At 66.5% G+C, this 13,382-nt stretch carries 13 protein-coding genes; 11 read left to right on the forward strand and 2 right to left on the reverse strand.

Annotated features, from left to right (window positions below; genetic code table 11):
* Window positions 1-103 precede the first annotated feature (103 nt).
* Window positions 104-655: a GNAT family N-acetyltransferase gene (locus QN347_RS09035; protein WP_189675448.1), complete on the forward strand. Its 552-nt coding sequence runs from the start codon at window positions 104-106 to the stop codon at window positions 653-655.
* 117 nt (window positions 656-772) lie between these two features.
* On the opposite strand, the gene QN347_RS09040 is transcribed toward QN347_RS09035, so the two are convergent.
* Complete coding sequence (locus QN347_RS09040; protein ID WP_189675449.1) at window positions 773-1,633, reverse strand: metal-dependent hydrolase; 861 nt, start codon at window positions 1,631-1,633, stop codon at window positions 773-775.
* Between the two features lie 54 nt (window positions 1,634-1,687).
* On the opposite strand from QN347_RS09040, the gene QN347_RS09045 reads away from it, so the two are divergent.
* The 10 genes from QN347_RS09045 to lptG all read left to right on the forward strand — a co-directional run bounded on the left by QN347_RS09045 (window position 1,688) and on the right by lptG (window position 12,013).
* Window positions 1,688-2,284, forward strand: a complete 597-nt coding sequence (locus tag QN347_RS09045; RefSeq protein WP_133189927.1) for a TetR/AcrR family transcriptional regulator — start codon at window positions 1,688-1,690, stop codon at window positions 2,282-2,284.
* A gap of 28 nt (window positions 2,285-2,312) precedes the next feature.
* Complete coding sequence (gene obgE / locus QN347_RS09050) at window positions 2,313-3,353, forward strand: GTPase ObgE (RefSeq protein WP_133189938.1); 1,041 nt, start codon at window positions 2,313-2,315, stop codon at window positions 3,351-3,353.
* Window positions 3,354-3,383: 30 nt separating this feature from the next.
* Window positions 3,384-3,941 (forward strand): Uma2 family endonuclease, encoded by a 558-nt coding sequence (locus QN347_RS09055; protein ID WP_322160440.1) that lies wholly within the window; start codon window positions 3,384-3,386, stop codon window positions 3,939-3,941.
* A gap of 43 nt (window positions 3,942-3,984) precedes the next feature.
* Window positions 3,985-5,103, forward strand: a complete 1,119-nt coding sequence (proB, locus tag QN347_RS09060) for a glutamate 5-kinase (protein ID WP_322160442.1) — start codon at window positions 3,985-3,987, stop codon at window positions 5,101-5,103.
* A gap of 31 nt (window positions 5,104-5,134) precedes the next feature.
* Window positions 5,135-6,043, forward strand: coding sequence for an NAD-dependent epimerase/dehydratase family protein (locus tag QN347_RS09065; protein WP_322160443.1), 909 nt, complete (start codon window positions 5,135-5,137; stop codon window positions 6,041-6,043).
* 61 nt (window positions 6,044-6,104) lie between these two features.
* Window positions 6,105-6,347, forward strand: coding sequence for an acyl carrier protein (locus QN347_RS09070; RefSeq protein WP_010185174.1), 243 nt, complete (start codon window positions 6,105-6,107; stop codon window positions 6,345-6,347).
* 4 nt (window positions 6,348-6,351) lie between these two features.
* The gene (spt, locus tag QN347_RS09075; protein ID WP_133189946.1) at window positions 6,352-7,614 is read left to right on the forward strand and encodes a serine palmitoyltransferase; all 1,263 of its coding nucleotides are present in this window, start codon (window positions 6,352-6,354) and stop codon (window positions 7,612-7,614) included.
* A 62-nt stretch (window positions 7,615-7,676) separates the two neighbouring features.
* Window positions 7,677-9,629 (forward strand): ATP-binding protein, encoded by a 1,953-nt coding sequence (locus QN347_RS09080; protein WP_322160446.1) that lies wholly within the window; start codon window positions 7,677-7,679, stop codon window positions 9,627-9,629.
* Window positions 9,630-9,719: 90 nt separating this feature from the next.
* The gene (gene lptF / locus QN347_RS09085) at window positions 9,720-10,919 is read left to right on the forward strand and encodes an LPS export ABC transporter permease LptF (protein ID WP_189675456.1); all 1,200 of its coding nucleotides are present in this window, start codon (window positions 9,720-9,722) and stop codon (window positions 10,917-10,919) included.
* Window positions 10,916-12,013: an LPS export ABC transporter permease LptG gene (gene lptG / locus QN347_RS09090; protein ID WP_322160448.1), complete on the forward strand. Its 1,098-nt coding sequence runs from the start codon at window positions 10,916-10,918 to the stop codon at window positions 12,011-12,013. Before lptF ends, lptG begins: the two co-directional genes overlap by 4 nt.
* Before the next feature lie 169 nt (window positions 12,014-12,182).
* Here the strand turns inward: lptG and QN347_RS09095 are convergent, their stop codons facing one another.
* Window positions 12,183-13,280, reverse strand: coding sequence for a fatty acid desaturase (locus QN347_RS09095; RefSeq protein WP_322160450.1), 1,098 nt, complete (start codon window positions 13,278-13,280; stop codon window positions 12,183-12,185).
* Window positions 13,281-13,382: the final 102 nt, after the last annotated feature.

The raw sequence follows: 13,382 nt of genomic DNA on the forward strand, positions 1-13,382 counted from the left end.
GGAGACGGGTCGCCCCGGCTCCCTTTTTTCATGCTCCCTCCCCACCCATTGTCCTTCGTTCGTCATGCAAGACGGGCAAAGGGCGGCGACGAGGAGAGTATCGATGTTTGCTCGGACCCCGAGACTGACGCTGCGGCCCGGCTGGCCGGAGGACGCGGCTGCGCTGACGCAGGCGATCGCGCATTACGACGTGGCCTGCATGCTGTCGCGACTGCCCTGGCCCTACACCAAGGCCGATGCCGAGGCGTGGCTCACGCGCGCGCCGGGTGCGGACGAGGTCAATTGCCTGATCTTCAGCCACGAGCACGCCTATCCCGAACTGGTCGGTGCGATCTCGATCCTCCAGCGCGACCCCGGCGGCGCGCACGAGCTCGGCTACTGGCTGACGCCGAGCGCGCGCGGGCGTGGCTATGCGACCGAGGCGGGCAAGGCGATGCTCGGGATCGCCCGGTATGCGATGGGTCTCGACCGGCTGCGCGCCAACCACTTCATCGACAATCCCGCATCGGGCAAAGTGCTGGCCAAGCTCGGCTTCCGGCCGACTGGAGAGGCGATGCTCCACAGCATCGCGCGCGGCGCCGAGGCACCATGCGCGACGCTCGAGCTCGATCTGGCCGAAGAGGCGCACGGCGCAGTCTTCAGCCTGGCGGCTTGAGGCTGCGTCACCCCGGCCTCGTGCCGGCCGTCACGCGAGGTGCGCGGTGTCAGCGGTGAGCGCGACACCGCGGTCGCGCATGACGCCGGGTCGATCCCGACACGACGGGGCGTGGGGTCAGGCCGCGACCGCCACGCGCGGCAGAACCGCATCGGCATAATCGCTCTCGGCGAGTGCGATCAGCTTGCGGTCATCGTGGTTCCACGGGTGGAAGCCCGGCAGGAAGAAGGCGACCCACGCGCCGAGGATCTTTCGCGCCATCCCCGGCTTGCCGAGCGCGTACCACACGATCCCGCAATGCGCGCGTACACCCGTGATCCCGTCCTGCCGCAGCAGCTCGAGCATCCCCTTATAGCGTCCAGCGAAGAACTTCTGCGTCGTGCCGATCATCACCAGCGCCTTGATCTTCCAGCGCATCCAGCGACTCCAGTCGCGCGTCGCATGGAGCCAGGTGTCGTAGGCGACACCCTTATGCTCGATCTCCTCGGCGGCGTGCCAGCGCCACAGCGCCGCCGCCTGCTCGTCACCGCCTGCCAGGTGGCGCGGATCGGCAATCAGTTCGTGCGCCAGCATCGCGGTAAAATGTTCGAGCGCCATCGTCGCGGCGAGGCTCGCGATCGGCGGACGGCCCTTGGTCAGCGCGAGCGCCTGGTCGATATGCTGTTCGAGCAGCTTGGTGTCATATCCCTGGTCGGTGACATGGCGATTGAACGCGACATGCTCGCGCGTGTGGATCACTTCCTGCTTGATGAAGGCCTGGATCTCGGCGTGGAGCCGCGGCGGCGTGCCCTCGCGGAAATTGCGGACGCTGTCGACGAAGAACCCCTCGCCCTTCGGAAACGTCACCGACAGCGCGTTGTAGAACGCGGTCGCGAACGGATCGTTGTTGAGCCACCAGCGCCGCATCTGGACGCCGCGGCCGAAGCGCAGGTCGCGCGGGGTGATGGTGAGATCGGCGGGACTGGTTGCTTTCGCCACGAAAATCTCCAAACAGCAAGACAACAGGCCTCGAATTAAGCGTTACTTACACCAGTGTCAATAGTCCGCAAACGTCTCAGCCCCGAAGAATCGCGCGAGGCCGCGATCGAGGCCGCCCGCGCCTTGCTCGTCGAACAAGGTCCGCAGGCCGTCACGCTCAAGGCCGTCGCTGCGCGAATCGGGCGGACGCATGCCAATTTGCTCCATCATTTCGGTTCGGCGGCGGATCTGCAGAAGGCGCTGATCACGCATCTCGCCGATACGATCACCGCGCAGATCGGCGCCGCCGCCAAACGCGCGCGCGCGGGCGAGCAGGATCCGCGCGTCGTCGTCGACATGACCTTCGACGCCTTTGCGCAAGGCGCGGGGGCAATGGCGAGCTGGATGATCCTGACCGGCAACGAGGATGCGCTCGACCCGATCCTCGAGGCGATTCACCGGCTGGTCGACGATCTCGCCGCCGATCCCGACATGGTCGGCGGCAAGCCGATCCACGAGGAAACGCTGCAACTCGTGCTGATGGCGCTGGGTGATTCGCTGCTCGGCGGGCCGATGGCGAAGGCGCTCGGCCTGCCGCTCGGCAAAGCGCGCGAGCTCGCGCTCGAACAGCTGATATCGGCGCGCGTGGCGCTTCCCGCAGCGACTGGCTAAAAATCGTATCTTCGGCTAAGGGCCGCCGATGCATTTTCTAGACCAAGCAAAGATCTTCGTCCGGTCGGGCGCGGGTGGCCAGGGCGCCGTCAGCTTCCGCCGCGAAAAGTTCATGGAATATGGCGGCCCCGACGGCGGCAATGGCGGCAAGGGCGGCGACATCATTTTCGAGGCCGTGCCCGGTCTCAACACGCTGATCGACTTCCGCTACACGCAGCATTTCCGCGCACCGCGCGGGCATGGCGGCTCGGGCTCGAACCGCACCGGCGCTGGCGGCGACGACCTCCTCATCCGCGTTCCGGTCGGCACGCAGGTGCTGTCCGAGGACAAGGAAGAGGTGCTCGCCGACTTCACCGTGCCGGGCGAGCGCGTCGTCTTCCTGCGCGGCGGTGACGGCGGGCGCGGCAACGCGACCTACAAGACCTCGACCAACCGCGCGCCACGTCAACACGGCACCGGTTGGCCGTACGAGGAAATGTGGATCTGGCTGCGGCTGAAGCTGCTCGCCGATGCAGGTCTCGTCGGGCTGCCCAATGCCGGCAAATCGACCTTCATCAATGCGGTGACCAATGCGCAGGCCAAGGTCGGCGCCTACCCCTTCACCACCGTGCGCCCGCAATTGGGCGTCGTGAGCCGCCACAATCGCGAATTCGTGATCGCCGACATTCCCGGCTTGATCGAAGGCGCGGCCGATGGCGCGGGGATCGGCGATCGCTTCCTCGGGCATATCGAGCGCTGCAAGGTGCTGCTGCATCTGGTCGATGCGACCGAGGACGATCCTGTGGGTAACTACCGGATCGTCCGTGGAGAACTCGACGCGTACGGCGCGGGACTTGTGGATAAGCCGCAAGTCATCGGGCTCAACAAGATCGACGCCCTGGATCCCGCCGAGGTCAAGAAGCTCGTCACCAAGTTGAAGCGCGCGAGCAAGGCCGATGTCCTGCCGATGTCGGGCGCAGGCGGCACGGGGATCGAGGCGGTGGTCGAGCGGCTGATCGAGGAAATCGGTCCGCCCGAAGGCGCCCCGGCGCGCGATGATGATTCGCCGGGGGAATGGTCGCCGGTTTGAGACCGGTAGCGGGTATGATATGAGCAGGGCATGGCTACGCGTCCTGTCTATCCGCTGCTGACCGCCGAGCAATTCCTTGAAATCGACTTCGGCGATCTCAAGGCGGAACTCGACAATGGCGTGATTCGGATGATGGCGGGCGGGACGCAACGCCACGCTCGTGTGCAGAGCAATCTCATCGTAGCGCTCGCCCCACGTCTTCGCGGGACGGGCTGCGCCGCCTATGGACCCGACATGGCGACCAGAACGCGCGACATGTCGATCCGCTATCCCGATGTGAGTGTGTTTTGCGGGCGCGAAAGCGCTGAGCATGACGACGACACGTCCGCGCCCGACCCACGAATCCTCTTTGAAATTCTATCCGACGGCACGGCCCGAACGGACCTGGGGATCAAGCTCGCCGAGTATCGGGCGCTGCCGAGTGTGGATACGATTGTCTTTGTCGACATCGCGATCGAGCGCTTGCGCGTGATCCAACGTACCGGTCCCAACGGGTGGAACGACACCGCGCATAGCCTTCCGCTTGATCTCCCCCTCCCCGCACTCAGTCTCACGATCCCGCACGACGAGATCTTCGCGCGCGACTGAACGCGGTTGGCGCACGCCGCGCTGCGCGCTAACGCTCGTCGCAATGTCCGTCTTCGCCCCCGCCGCTTGCCCGCGCCTGATCGTCAAGGTCGGTTCGTCGCTGCTCGTCGCGCCCGATGCCACGGTGCGGCGCGCCTGGCTGGCGAGCCTCGTCGCCGATATCGCCGCGCGCGCGCGCGCTGGTCAGGAGATCGCAGTGGTCTCCTCGGGCGCGATTGCGCTTGGTGCGCGGCGCCTGAAGCTCCCCAAGGGCGGCCGCGCCAGCCTGGAGGACGCGCAAGCCGCCGCCGCGACCGGGCAGATCGCCCTTTCGCAAGTCTGGGCCGAACTGCTCGGCGCCGAGGGGCTGACCGCGGCGCAGATGCTCGTGACGCTCGACGATCTCGAGGATCGCCGGCGCTATCTCAACGCCTCGGCGACGCTCGGGCGATTGCTGTCGCTCGGCGTCGTGCCGGTGATCAACGAGAATGACAGCGTCGCCACCGCCGAGATCCGCTTCGGCGACAACGACCGTCTCGCCGCACGCGTCGCACAAGCCGCGGGCGCGCAGGGCGTCATCCTGCTGTCGGACATCGACGGGCTCTACGATGCCAACCCCAACACCAACCCGAATGCCACGCTGATCCCGCGCGTCGAGCGGATCGACACGCGAATCGAGGCGATGGCCGATGGCGGATCGGGCTCGGGCATGGGCTCTGGCGGGATGGTCTCGAAGATCGCAGCGGCGCGAATCGCGACCGCCGCGGGCGCGCATCTCGCAATCGTGTCAGGGCATGTCGAGCATCCGCTCGCCGCATACGACACGAGCGGGCGCGGGACGGTGTTCGTCGCCGAGAAAACCGCGCCGGCGCGCAAAGCCTGGCTCGCGGGCGGGCTGACCGCCAAGGGCGACATCACGATAGATGCCGGCGCCGCGGCCGCGCTGCTCGGCGGCAAGAGTTTGCTCGCGGCAGGCGCGACATCGGTTTCGGGCGGCTTCGCACGCGGCGATCTGGTCGCGGTGGTCGGCCCCGACGGGCGCACGCTCGCCCGCGGCTTGAGCGAATATGACATGGCCGACGCCGTCGCGATCACCGGCAAGCGCAGCACCGATCATGCCGCGATCCTCGGCTACGCGCCGCGCGCCGCGTTGATCCATCGCAACCACATGGCGTTGCTGTGACGCGCTCCGTCCTGCTGAAGGAATTCAATTCATGAGCGTTCTCGCCCTCACCGGCGGCACCGGCTTTGTCGGATCGCATGCGATCACGCTTGCGCTCGCCGCGGGACACGACGTCCGCGCCCTCACCCGCCGCCCGCAACCGCCGCGCGCAGGCGTCACCTGGATCGAAGGCGCGCTCGACACATACGACGCGCTCGATCGCCTCGTGATGGGCGCGGACGCGGTCGTCCACATCGCGGGCGTGGTCAACGCACCCGACCGCGCCGGCTTTGCCGCGGGCAATATCGCGGGCACGCAGGCGATGATCGACGCCGCGACTCGCGCTGGCGTGCAGCGCTTTGTCCACGTCTCCTCGATCGCCGGACGCGAGCCGTTGCTGTCGAATTACGGCTGGTCGAAAGCCGAATCCGAACGCGTCCTCGCCGCGTCGGGGCTCGACTGGGTCGTGGTGCGTCCCCCCGCGATCTATGGGCCCGGCGACATGGAGATGCGCGACCTGTTCCGCATGGCGTCGCGCGGCATCGCCTTGCTCCCGCCGGGCGGGCGTGCGTCGATCATCGCCGCCGATGACATCGCCGATCTGCTGATCGTCCTCGCCACGAACGCAACGCCGCGGCTGATCCTCGAACCCGACGACGGCCGCCCCAATGGGTGGAGCCATGCCGAGATGGCCCGGGCGATGGGGGTCGCGGCCGGACAACACCGCGTGCTGCCGATCGCGCTCCCCAAGGCGATCCTGACGCTCGGCGCGAAACTCGATGGCGCGTTTCGCGGCAAGGGTGCCAAGCTCACCGCCGACCGCGTCGGCTATCTTTCGCATCCCGACTGGGTCGCCGACCCCGCCAAACGCCCCGACCCCGCTGTGTGGCGCCCCAAGGTCGCGACGGCTGCGGGGTTTGCCGAGACGGTGGCATGGTATCGCGCCAACGGCTTGCTATAGGCTTGCTGCAAAACTGCCGCATTTGTGCGGCAACGACCAACAGAGTGATCAAGGACCGACCATGAGCGACCGCCAGGCCATTTACGATACCGTCACCGCACAGATCGAACCCTTCAACAAAAAGGGCGTCACGCTGAGCGATGCGACGACCTTCCAGGGCGATCTCGAATGGGACAGCCTGACCGTCATGGATTTCGTCGCGGCGATCGAGGACGAATTCGACATCATCATCACGATGAACATGCAGGCCGAGATCGAGACCGTCGGCCAGCTGGTCGACGCCGTTGCCAAGTTGAAGGGGTGATTCGATGACCGATGCCGGCCTTGTCGCAGAGAAGCTGCCCGTCGATCCCGTCGAGGTCGCGCCGGAACGCGACCTGATGTCGAAATTCGACGCGCTGATCGCCGAACGCCAGGCGCTGATCGACACTGGCGTCACCGATCCGTTCGCGATCGTGATGGAGCAGGTCAAGTCGCCGACCGAGGCGGTGATCGCCGGCCGCGACACGATCCTGCTCGGCACCTACAATTATATGGGCATGACCTTCGACGCCGACGTGATCCAGGCAGGCAAGGACGCGCTCGACCAATACGGATCGGGCACCAACGGCAGCCGGATGCTCAACGGCACCTTCCGCGACCATATCGAGGTCGAGGACGCGCTGCGCGATTTCTACGACGTGTCGGGGGCGATCGTCTTCTCGACGGGCTATATGGCCAATCTCGGGATGATCTCGACGCTCGTCGGCAAGGGCGAATACGTCATCCTCGACGCCGATAGCCACGCCTCGATCTATGACGGCTGCAAGCAGGGCAATGCCGAGATCGTCCGCTTCCGCCACAACGACGTCAACGATCTCGACAAGCGCCTCGGGCGCCTGCCCAAGGACGCCGGCAAGCTCGTCATCCTCGAGGGCGTCTATTCGATGCTCGGCGACATCGCCCCGCTCAAGGAAATGGTCGCGGTCGCCAAGAAGCACAATGCGATGGTGCTGAGCGACGAAGCGCATTCGATGGGCTTTTACGGCCCCAACGGCCGCGGCGTGTACGAAGAGCTCGGCTGCGAGGGCGATGTCGATTTCATCATCGGCACCTTCTCCAAATCGGTCGGCACCGTCGGCGGCTTCTGCGTGTCGAACCACCCCAAGTTCGAGGCGATCCGCCTTGCGTGCCGCCCCTATATCTTCACCGCGTCGCTCCCGCCTTCGGTCGTCGCGACCGCGGCCACCTCGATCCGCAAATTGAAGCATGCGCACAAGAAGCGCGCGCAGCTGTGGGAGAATGCCCGCTCGCTGCATGCCGGCCTGAAAGCGCTCGGCTTCAAGCTTGGCACCGAAACCTCCGACAGTGCGATCATTGCGATCATCCTCGATGACCAGGAGCGCGCCGTCGCGATGTGGCAGGCGCTGCTCGACGGCGGGCTCTACGTCAACATGGCGCGCCCACCCGCGACTCCGGCAGGCACCTTCCTGCTGCGCTGCTCGCTCTGCGCCGAGCATACGCCCGCGCAGATCGCGACCGTGCTCAAGATGTTCGAGGCTGCGGGCCGAAGCCTGGGCGTGATCGGCTGAACCCCCGCCCAGACCGCCGCTCGGGCCTATTCACCAGTTTTGCCATAGGTTAGACTGATCCGATGAGCGGGATAGTGGGCGAAGCGAGCGACGAGGATACGTCGCGGTCGATCTGGCGCACCATCACGCTGGTCGTGGTGGCGGCGCTGGGCGTGTTCGTGCTCGTCGCGCTGATCCTGACGCTCGGCGACGCCAATCGCCAGCGCGACCGTGCGCTGAAGCTGCAGACGCACAGCTACGAGGTGATGATCCTTTCGGCGAACCTGTCGGGAACGATCGCGCGCGCCGAGGCGTCGCTCGGGCGCTACGTCATCAGCGCCGATACCAATCTCGGCCAGACCTATTCGGCCGACTGGCAATTGGCCGGCCAGCAACTCGCGCGGCTCGACCGGATCACGCGCGACAATGCCGAGCAGCAAGCGCTGATCCTCCCGTTGCGTCGCGCTTTCGACGCGCGCGGCGCCGAGCTGTCGACAATCGCGCTCAATACTTTCTACAAGCGCAACGGCCAGGCGATTCCGCTCTATTACAAGGCCCGCCAATCGGCCTCGCTGAGCCAGATCGACGACCTGCTCGACAAGATCGGCACGCAGGAGCGCGCGCTGCTCGCCGACCGCACAGGGGATGCGATGCGCTCGGTCGCGCGCTCGAGCGGACTTGCCAGCACGCTGTCGGTGCTCGGCATCCTGCTGCTCGTCGGCGCGGTCGCACTCGGCTGGCTGACCGTCACCGCGCTCGGCCAAAGCGCGGTCGCACGCGCCGAGGCCGATGCCGAACGCGACCGCGCGATCGAGCTCGAGGCCGCGGTCGAGCGCGCCTCGGCGGTATTGCTCGCGCAGGAAAGCAAGCTGCGCCAGGTCCAGAAGATGGAAGCCGTCGGCCAGCTTACCGGCGGCATCGCGCATGATTTCAACAATATGCTGGCGGTCGTGCTGGGCGGGCTGGAGCTCGCCAAGCGCCAGCTCGGGGCCGAGGCGAGCGCCGCGCACCGGCATATCGACAACGCCACCGAAGGGGCCAATCGCGCCGCCGCGCTCACGCGCCAATTGCTCGCTTTCTCGCGCGAAGAGGCGCTGCGCACCGAACCGATCGAGCCAGTCGCGCTCGTGCTCGGCATGTCGGACTTGCTCGACCGTACGCTCGGTGACGGCGTTTCGGTCGCGGTCGATGCCGCGCAGGACGCCGCCTGGCTGGTGCGCTCGGATCGCCATCAGCTCGAAAACGCCGTGCTCAACCTCGCGGTCAACGCACGCGATGCGATGAACGGGCGCGGCAAGCTGACGATCACTGCCGCCGGGGTCACGCTTGCCGAAGGTGCGGTCGGGACGTGCCATGCCGGCGACTATGTCGCGCTGAGCGTCGCCGACAGCGGCTGCGGCATGAGCGCCGATCTGCTCGAGCGCGTGTTCGAGCCGTTCTTCACCACCAAGCCGGCGGGCAAGGGCACCGGGCTCGGCCTCAGCCAGGTCTTCGCCTTCGTCCGCCAGGCCGACGGCCAGGTCGGGATCGAATCGGTCGTCGACCAAGGGAGCATCGTGACGATGTACCTGCCGCGCTACCGCGAAGGATCGGCGGTCGCGCCGCGGGTCGAGACCGCGCCCGATACGGTGATCGAACATCTAGCCCTCGACATTCTGGTGGTCGAGGACGATCCGCGCGTGCTCGCCGCGACGATGGGCGCGCTCGAGGAACTCGGCCATCGCCCGATCGCGTGCGACGATCCGCTCGCCGCGCCGGGGATGTTGGCACAGGCCGCGCATGTCGACTTGCTCGTGTCCGATGTTTTGATGCCGGGGCAGACCGGCCCCGAAATGGTGGCGGCGTTGCTGCCGGCAAACCCCGAGCTCGCGGTGCTGTTCGTCACGGGCTATGCCGGCGAAGCGGGCGGCGAGGCCGAATTCGGCGGGCATCACGTGCTGCGCAAGCCCTTCACGCTGGTCGCACTCGAACGCGCGGTCGCCGCCGCGATCGCCGCGCGTGCGGCAACGATTCTAGACCGCCTTGCCGCCGCGTGATTTGGTAGCTGACGCGGCGTCTGCGGCTCGATATAGCCGCGCGATGCGGGTGTTCCCCTCCCTCCGGCCAGAAGCCCTTCGCCCCAGCTCATGAAGTCCATCGACCGCTATCTGGTGCGATTGATCGCGGTGCCGCTCTTTGCGACGCTCGTCATCTTCGCGATGCTGCTCGTGCTCGACCGCATGTTGCGGCTGTTCGATTTCGTCGCGACCGAGGGTGGCCCGGTCAGCGTGGTGTGGCGGATGCTCGCCAACCTGCTTCCCGAATATTTCGGGCTCGGCATCCCGGTCGGGCTGCTGCTCGGCACGCTGCTCGCCTTCCGCAAGCTTGCCACCTCGTCCGAGCTCGACGTGATGCGCGCGGTCGGCATGAGCTATCCGCGGATGCTGCGCGTGCCCTATATGTACGCGATCGCGCTCTGTGCGCTTAACTTCGCGATCGTCGGCTTCGTTCAGCCCGACGCGCGCTACAATTACGAGAAGCTGCGCTTCGAGCTGCGCACCGGCGCGCTCGGCGCGTCGATCAAGGTCGGCGAGTTCACGCATTTCGGCAACGACATGACGCTCAGGATCGAAGAAAGCCACGACAATGGCCGCCGCCTGTCGGGCATCTTCCTGCGCAAGGACGACAATAAGGGCGGCTCGATCGCGGTGACCGCCGAGACCGGCCAGTTCTTCGCGACCGACAATCCCGACGAGATCATCTTCCGGCTGACCAACGGCACGCTGGTGCGCACCGAAGCCAAGGTCGCGACGCCGCGCGTGCTGCGCTTCAGCAGCAACGACCTGCCGATCCCGCTGCCCAAGACCGAGAATTTCCGTGTCCGCGGCGGCGAGAATCTCGAGCGCACGCTGCCCGAGCTCGCGCGCATCGGCAGCGACCGCAAGGCCGACAAGGAACTGCGCGACACCAGCCGCGCTGCCTTCCACTTCCGCACCGCCGAAGTGCTGTCGATCCTGCTCCTCCCGCTGCTCGCACTCGCGCTCGGCATCCCGCCCAAGCGCTCGACCTCGGCGCTCGGCGTGTTCCTCGCGATCATCATGATCGTCGCCTATCACAAGGTGAACGAATATGCGCAGGCAGTCGGCGGGCTCGGCAAGATCGATCCGGTACTGGCGATCTGGATCCCGTTCACGGTGTTTGCCGGGCTGACGCTGTGGATGTTCTACACGATCGCCTATGTCCCCGGCGGGCAACCGATCGGTGCGCTCGAACGCGTCTTCTCGAAGCTCGCGAAATCTGTCCGCAAGCTGCTCCCCGGTCGTCGTGATAAGGGCGCCAAGGCATGATCTCGCTCGAACTGTTCCCGTCGCGCACCGTCTCGCTTTACATGGGCAAGATGTTCCTGATCCGCACCTTCGCGGTGCTGGCGATGTTCGTGCTCGTGCTCCAGGCGCTCGACTTGCTGAGCGAGAGCGGCCACATCCTGGCCTATGCCGGCAATGGCCAGGCCGAGATCACGCGCTATCTCACGCTGCGCATCCCCGAGATCATCGCGACCTTCCTGCCCTTCTCGGTGCTGCTCGGCACGATCATCACGCTGTCGACGCTCAACCAGAACAGCGAAGTCATCGCGCTGAAAGCATCGGGACTGTCGGCGCACCAGATCCTCGCGCCGTTGCTCGTCGCGAGCCTCGGCGTCGCGATCATTTCGTTCAGCTTCAACGACCGGATCGTGAGCCGCGCGACCGCGACGCTCAATCAGTGGCAGAAGGTCGATTACGGCCCGATGCCGATCGACCGCGGCGACCGCGCCAATGTCTGGGTGCGTGACGGCGACGATCTGATCCAGGTCGAACAAGTCCGCGGGCATGGCGATGCCGCCAAACTCGGCGGGATCACGCTGTTCGACCGCGAGGGCGGCAGCCTCGTCGCGGTCGTCTCGGCCAAGACCGGCGTGCGCGTGTCGGGTGGCTGGAAGATCGGTCCTGCGACGCGCTTCGACGTGGCGAGCGGCAAGCTGACCCGGCTCGCCTCGGTCGTGATCGGCCGCGACGTACGGCCCGATCAGTTCACGCTTGCGACGATCGACGCCAACGGGCTGTCGTTCGGCGGGCTCCACGCCGCGATCGCCGATCTGAAGGCCGGCGGACGCCCGACCAAGGCGCTCGAGGGCGCGATGTGGCACAAACTGTCGGGGCCGCTATCGTCGATGCTGATGCCGCTTCTGGGAGCAGTCGCGGCGTTCGGGCTGGCGCGCTCGGGCAAGCTGTTCGTCCGCGCGGTGATCGGAATGATGCTAGGCTTCTTCTACTTCGTCGCCGATAATTTCGCGCTGGCGATGGGCAATCTCGGCGCGTACCCGCCGTTCCTGGCCGCGTGGGCGCCGTTCCTGCTGTTCCTGATGATCGGCGAAGCGGTCCTGATCCGCACCGAGGAATAAGCGCCTGCCGCCATCGGGACAGGCGCGCGACGCCATTGCATCGTAGGGAATAGTGGGTCCCCGGCAATGGTCCGGGTCCGGGCAAGGTGGGCTCGCCCATGTGCAGTGGACCGGCCCGCTACTGGGCCCCGGCCTTCGCCGGGGAACGCGCAAGCCGGGGAGGCGAGTGCTAGCCGCGGCGTCCCATCGTGCTGCGCACCAGCCGTGAGACCAGCCCCGGCAGCCCCTTATAGCTCGCCTTATGATACGGCGAGTCGGGTGCGAGCGCAGCCGACAGGCGACGATGCGCCTCGGCCAGGCCGTGATACGGCACGCCTGGGATGAGATGATGCAGCGCGTGATAGCGCAGACCGACCGGCGCCCACAGCACGGGCAGCAAAGCCGGCGGCGGCACATTGACCGTGTCAAGGTATTGCGCCGTGACGGTCATCGTCTCCCCCTCATTCTCCCACAGATGCGCGACGAGCGTGCGGACCTGGTTGAGGACATAGGTGACCGACAGAATCGCCCCGAAGATCGCCGCCTGCCGCAGCGGGAGCACGCCCGTCGCGATCAGCACGATCAGCGTGATCGCCCAAACGCTGCACGCAATCTCGAGCAGCAGCATCTGCCGCGCGACCTCGCCCTCGGGCATGCGGCGGCGGAACGACGGGTTGATCGACAGCGACGAATAACGCTCGATCAGCGTGCGGCGCAGACCCGGCACGACGAGCGACAATGGGCTCAGCACGCCGAAGCGGACCAGCAACGCGATCGGCGCGAGCAGCGCGGTCAGGATGAACACCGGCAACGTCCACGGCTTCATCAAAGCGAGCGGCAGATATTCGGGATCCTCGACCGTGCCGTAGCGCGTGCGGGCGTGATGAAGGTTGTGGACGCCCTCGTACATGAAGCTCGGCACCAACAGCGGCACGCCGGCGATCAGGTTCCAGCCCAGCCGGAAGCCGGGCACCGATGCGTGCCGCATATGCGTGATTTCGTGGATGAAGCTGCCCGCACGATACAGGCCGAGGATCGCGACCAATGCCGCAACGAGACCGAGGCCAAGCGACGGAGTCGTCATCGCGATCGCAAGCCCGGCATAACCGACTCCCGCCGAAAGCAGGAAGTCGGTCCAATAGATCAGCGGGCGTGGCGCGTTGAGATCGCGCGTCAATTCCGCAACCGTGCGCAACATCGCGCGATCATCGGCAATGCTCGACAGCGCGACGCGCGGAGCAATCGTTGGCGCGGCCGCGCGCTGGTCCAGGGAAATCGAAGCGTTCATGGAGTGTGCCATTGCAAGAAGATAGTGGCTAGACGGTGGCAAAACAGGGGGGAGCTGCGCGATTGCTTGACAGTGAGCGGACAGACCCGGAAGGGCGTTGAC

It is taken from the genome of Sphingomonas sp. 10B4, from assembly GCF_035019905.1.
In the GTDB taxonomy this organism is placed as follows: domain Bacteria; phylum Pseudomonadota; class Alphaproteobacteria; order Sphingomonadales; family Sphingomonadaceae; genus Sphingomonas; species Sphingomonas glacialis.

Coding starts and splice junctions, on each gene's coding strand:
- QN347_RS09035 (WP_189675448.1), top strand. CDS start 104: ATGTTTGCTCGGACCCCGAGACTGACGCTGCGGCCCGGCTGGCCGGAG.
- obgE (WP_133189938.1), top strand. CDS start 2,313: ATGCATTTTCTAGACCAAGCAAAGATCTTCGTCCGGTCGGGCGCGGGT.
- QN347_RS09055 (WP_322160440.1), top strand. CDS start 3,384: ATGGCTACGCGTCCTGTCTATCCGCTGCTGACCGCCGAGCAATTCCTT.
- proB (WP_322160442.1), top strand. CDS start 3,985: ATGTCCGTCTTCGCCCCCGCCGCTTGCCCGCGCCTGATCGTCAAGGTC.
- QN347_RS09065 (WP_322160443.1), top strand. CDS start 5,135: ATGAGCGTTCTCGCCCTCACCGGCGGCACCGGCTTTGTCGGATCGCAT.
- QN347_RS09070 (WP_010185174.1), top strand. CDS start 6,105: ATGAGCGACCGCCAGGCCATTTACGATACCGTCACCGCACAGATCGAA.
- spt (WP_133189946.1), top strand. CDS start 6,352: ATGACCGATGCCGGCCTTGTCGCAGAGAAGCTGCCCGTCGATCCCGTC.
- QN347_RS09080 (WP_322160446.1), top strand. CDS start 7,677: ATGAGCGGGATAGTGGGCGAAGCGAGCGACGAGGATACGTCGCGGTCG.
- lptF (WP_189675456.1), top strand. CDS start 9,720: ATGAAGTCCATCGACCGCTATCTGGTGCGATTGATCGCGGTGCCGCTC.
- lptG (WP_322160448.1), top strand. CDS start 10,916: ATGATCTCGCTCGAACTGTTCCCGTCGCGCACCGTCTCGCTTTACATG.
- QN347_RS09095 (WP_322160450.1), bottom strand. CDS start 13,280: ATGAACGCTTCGATTTCCCTGGACCAGCGCGCGGCCGCGCCAACGATT.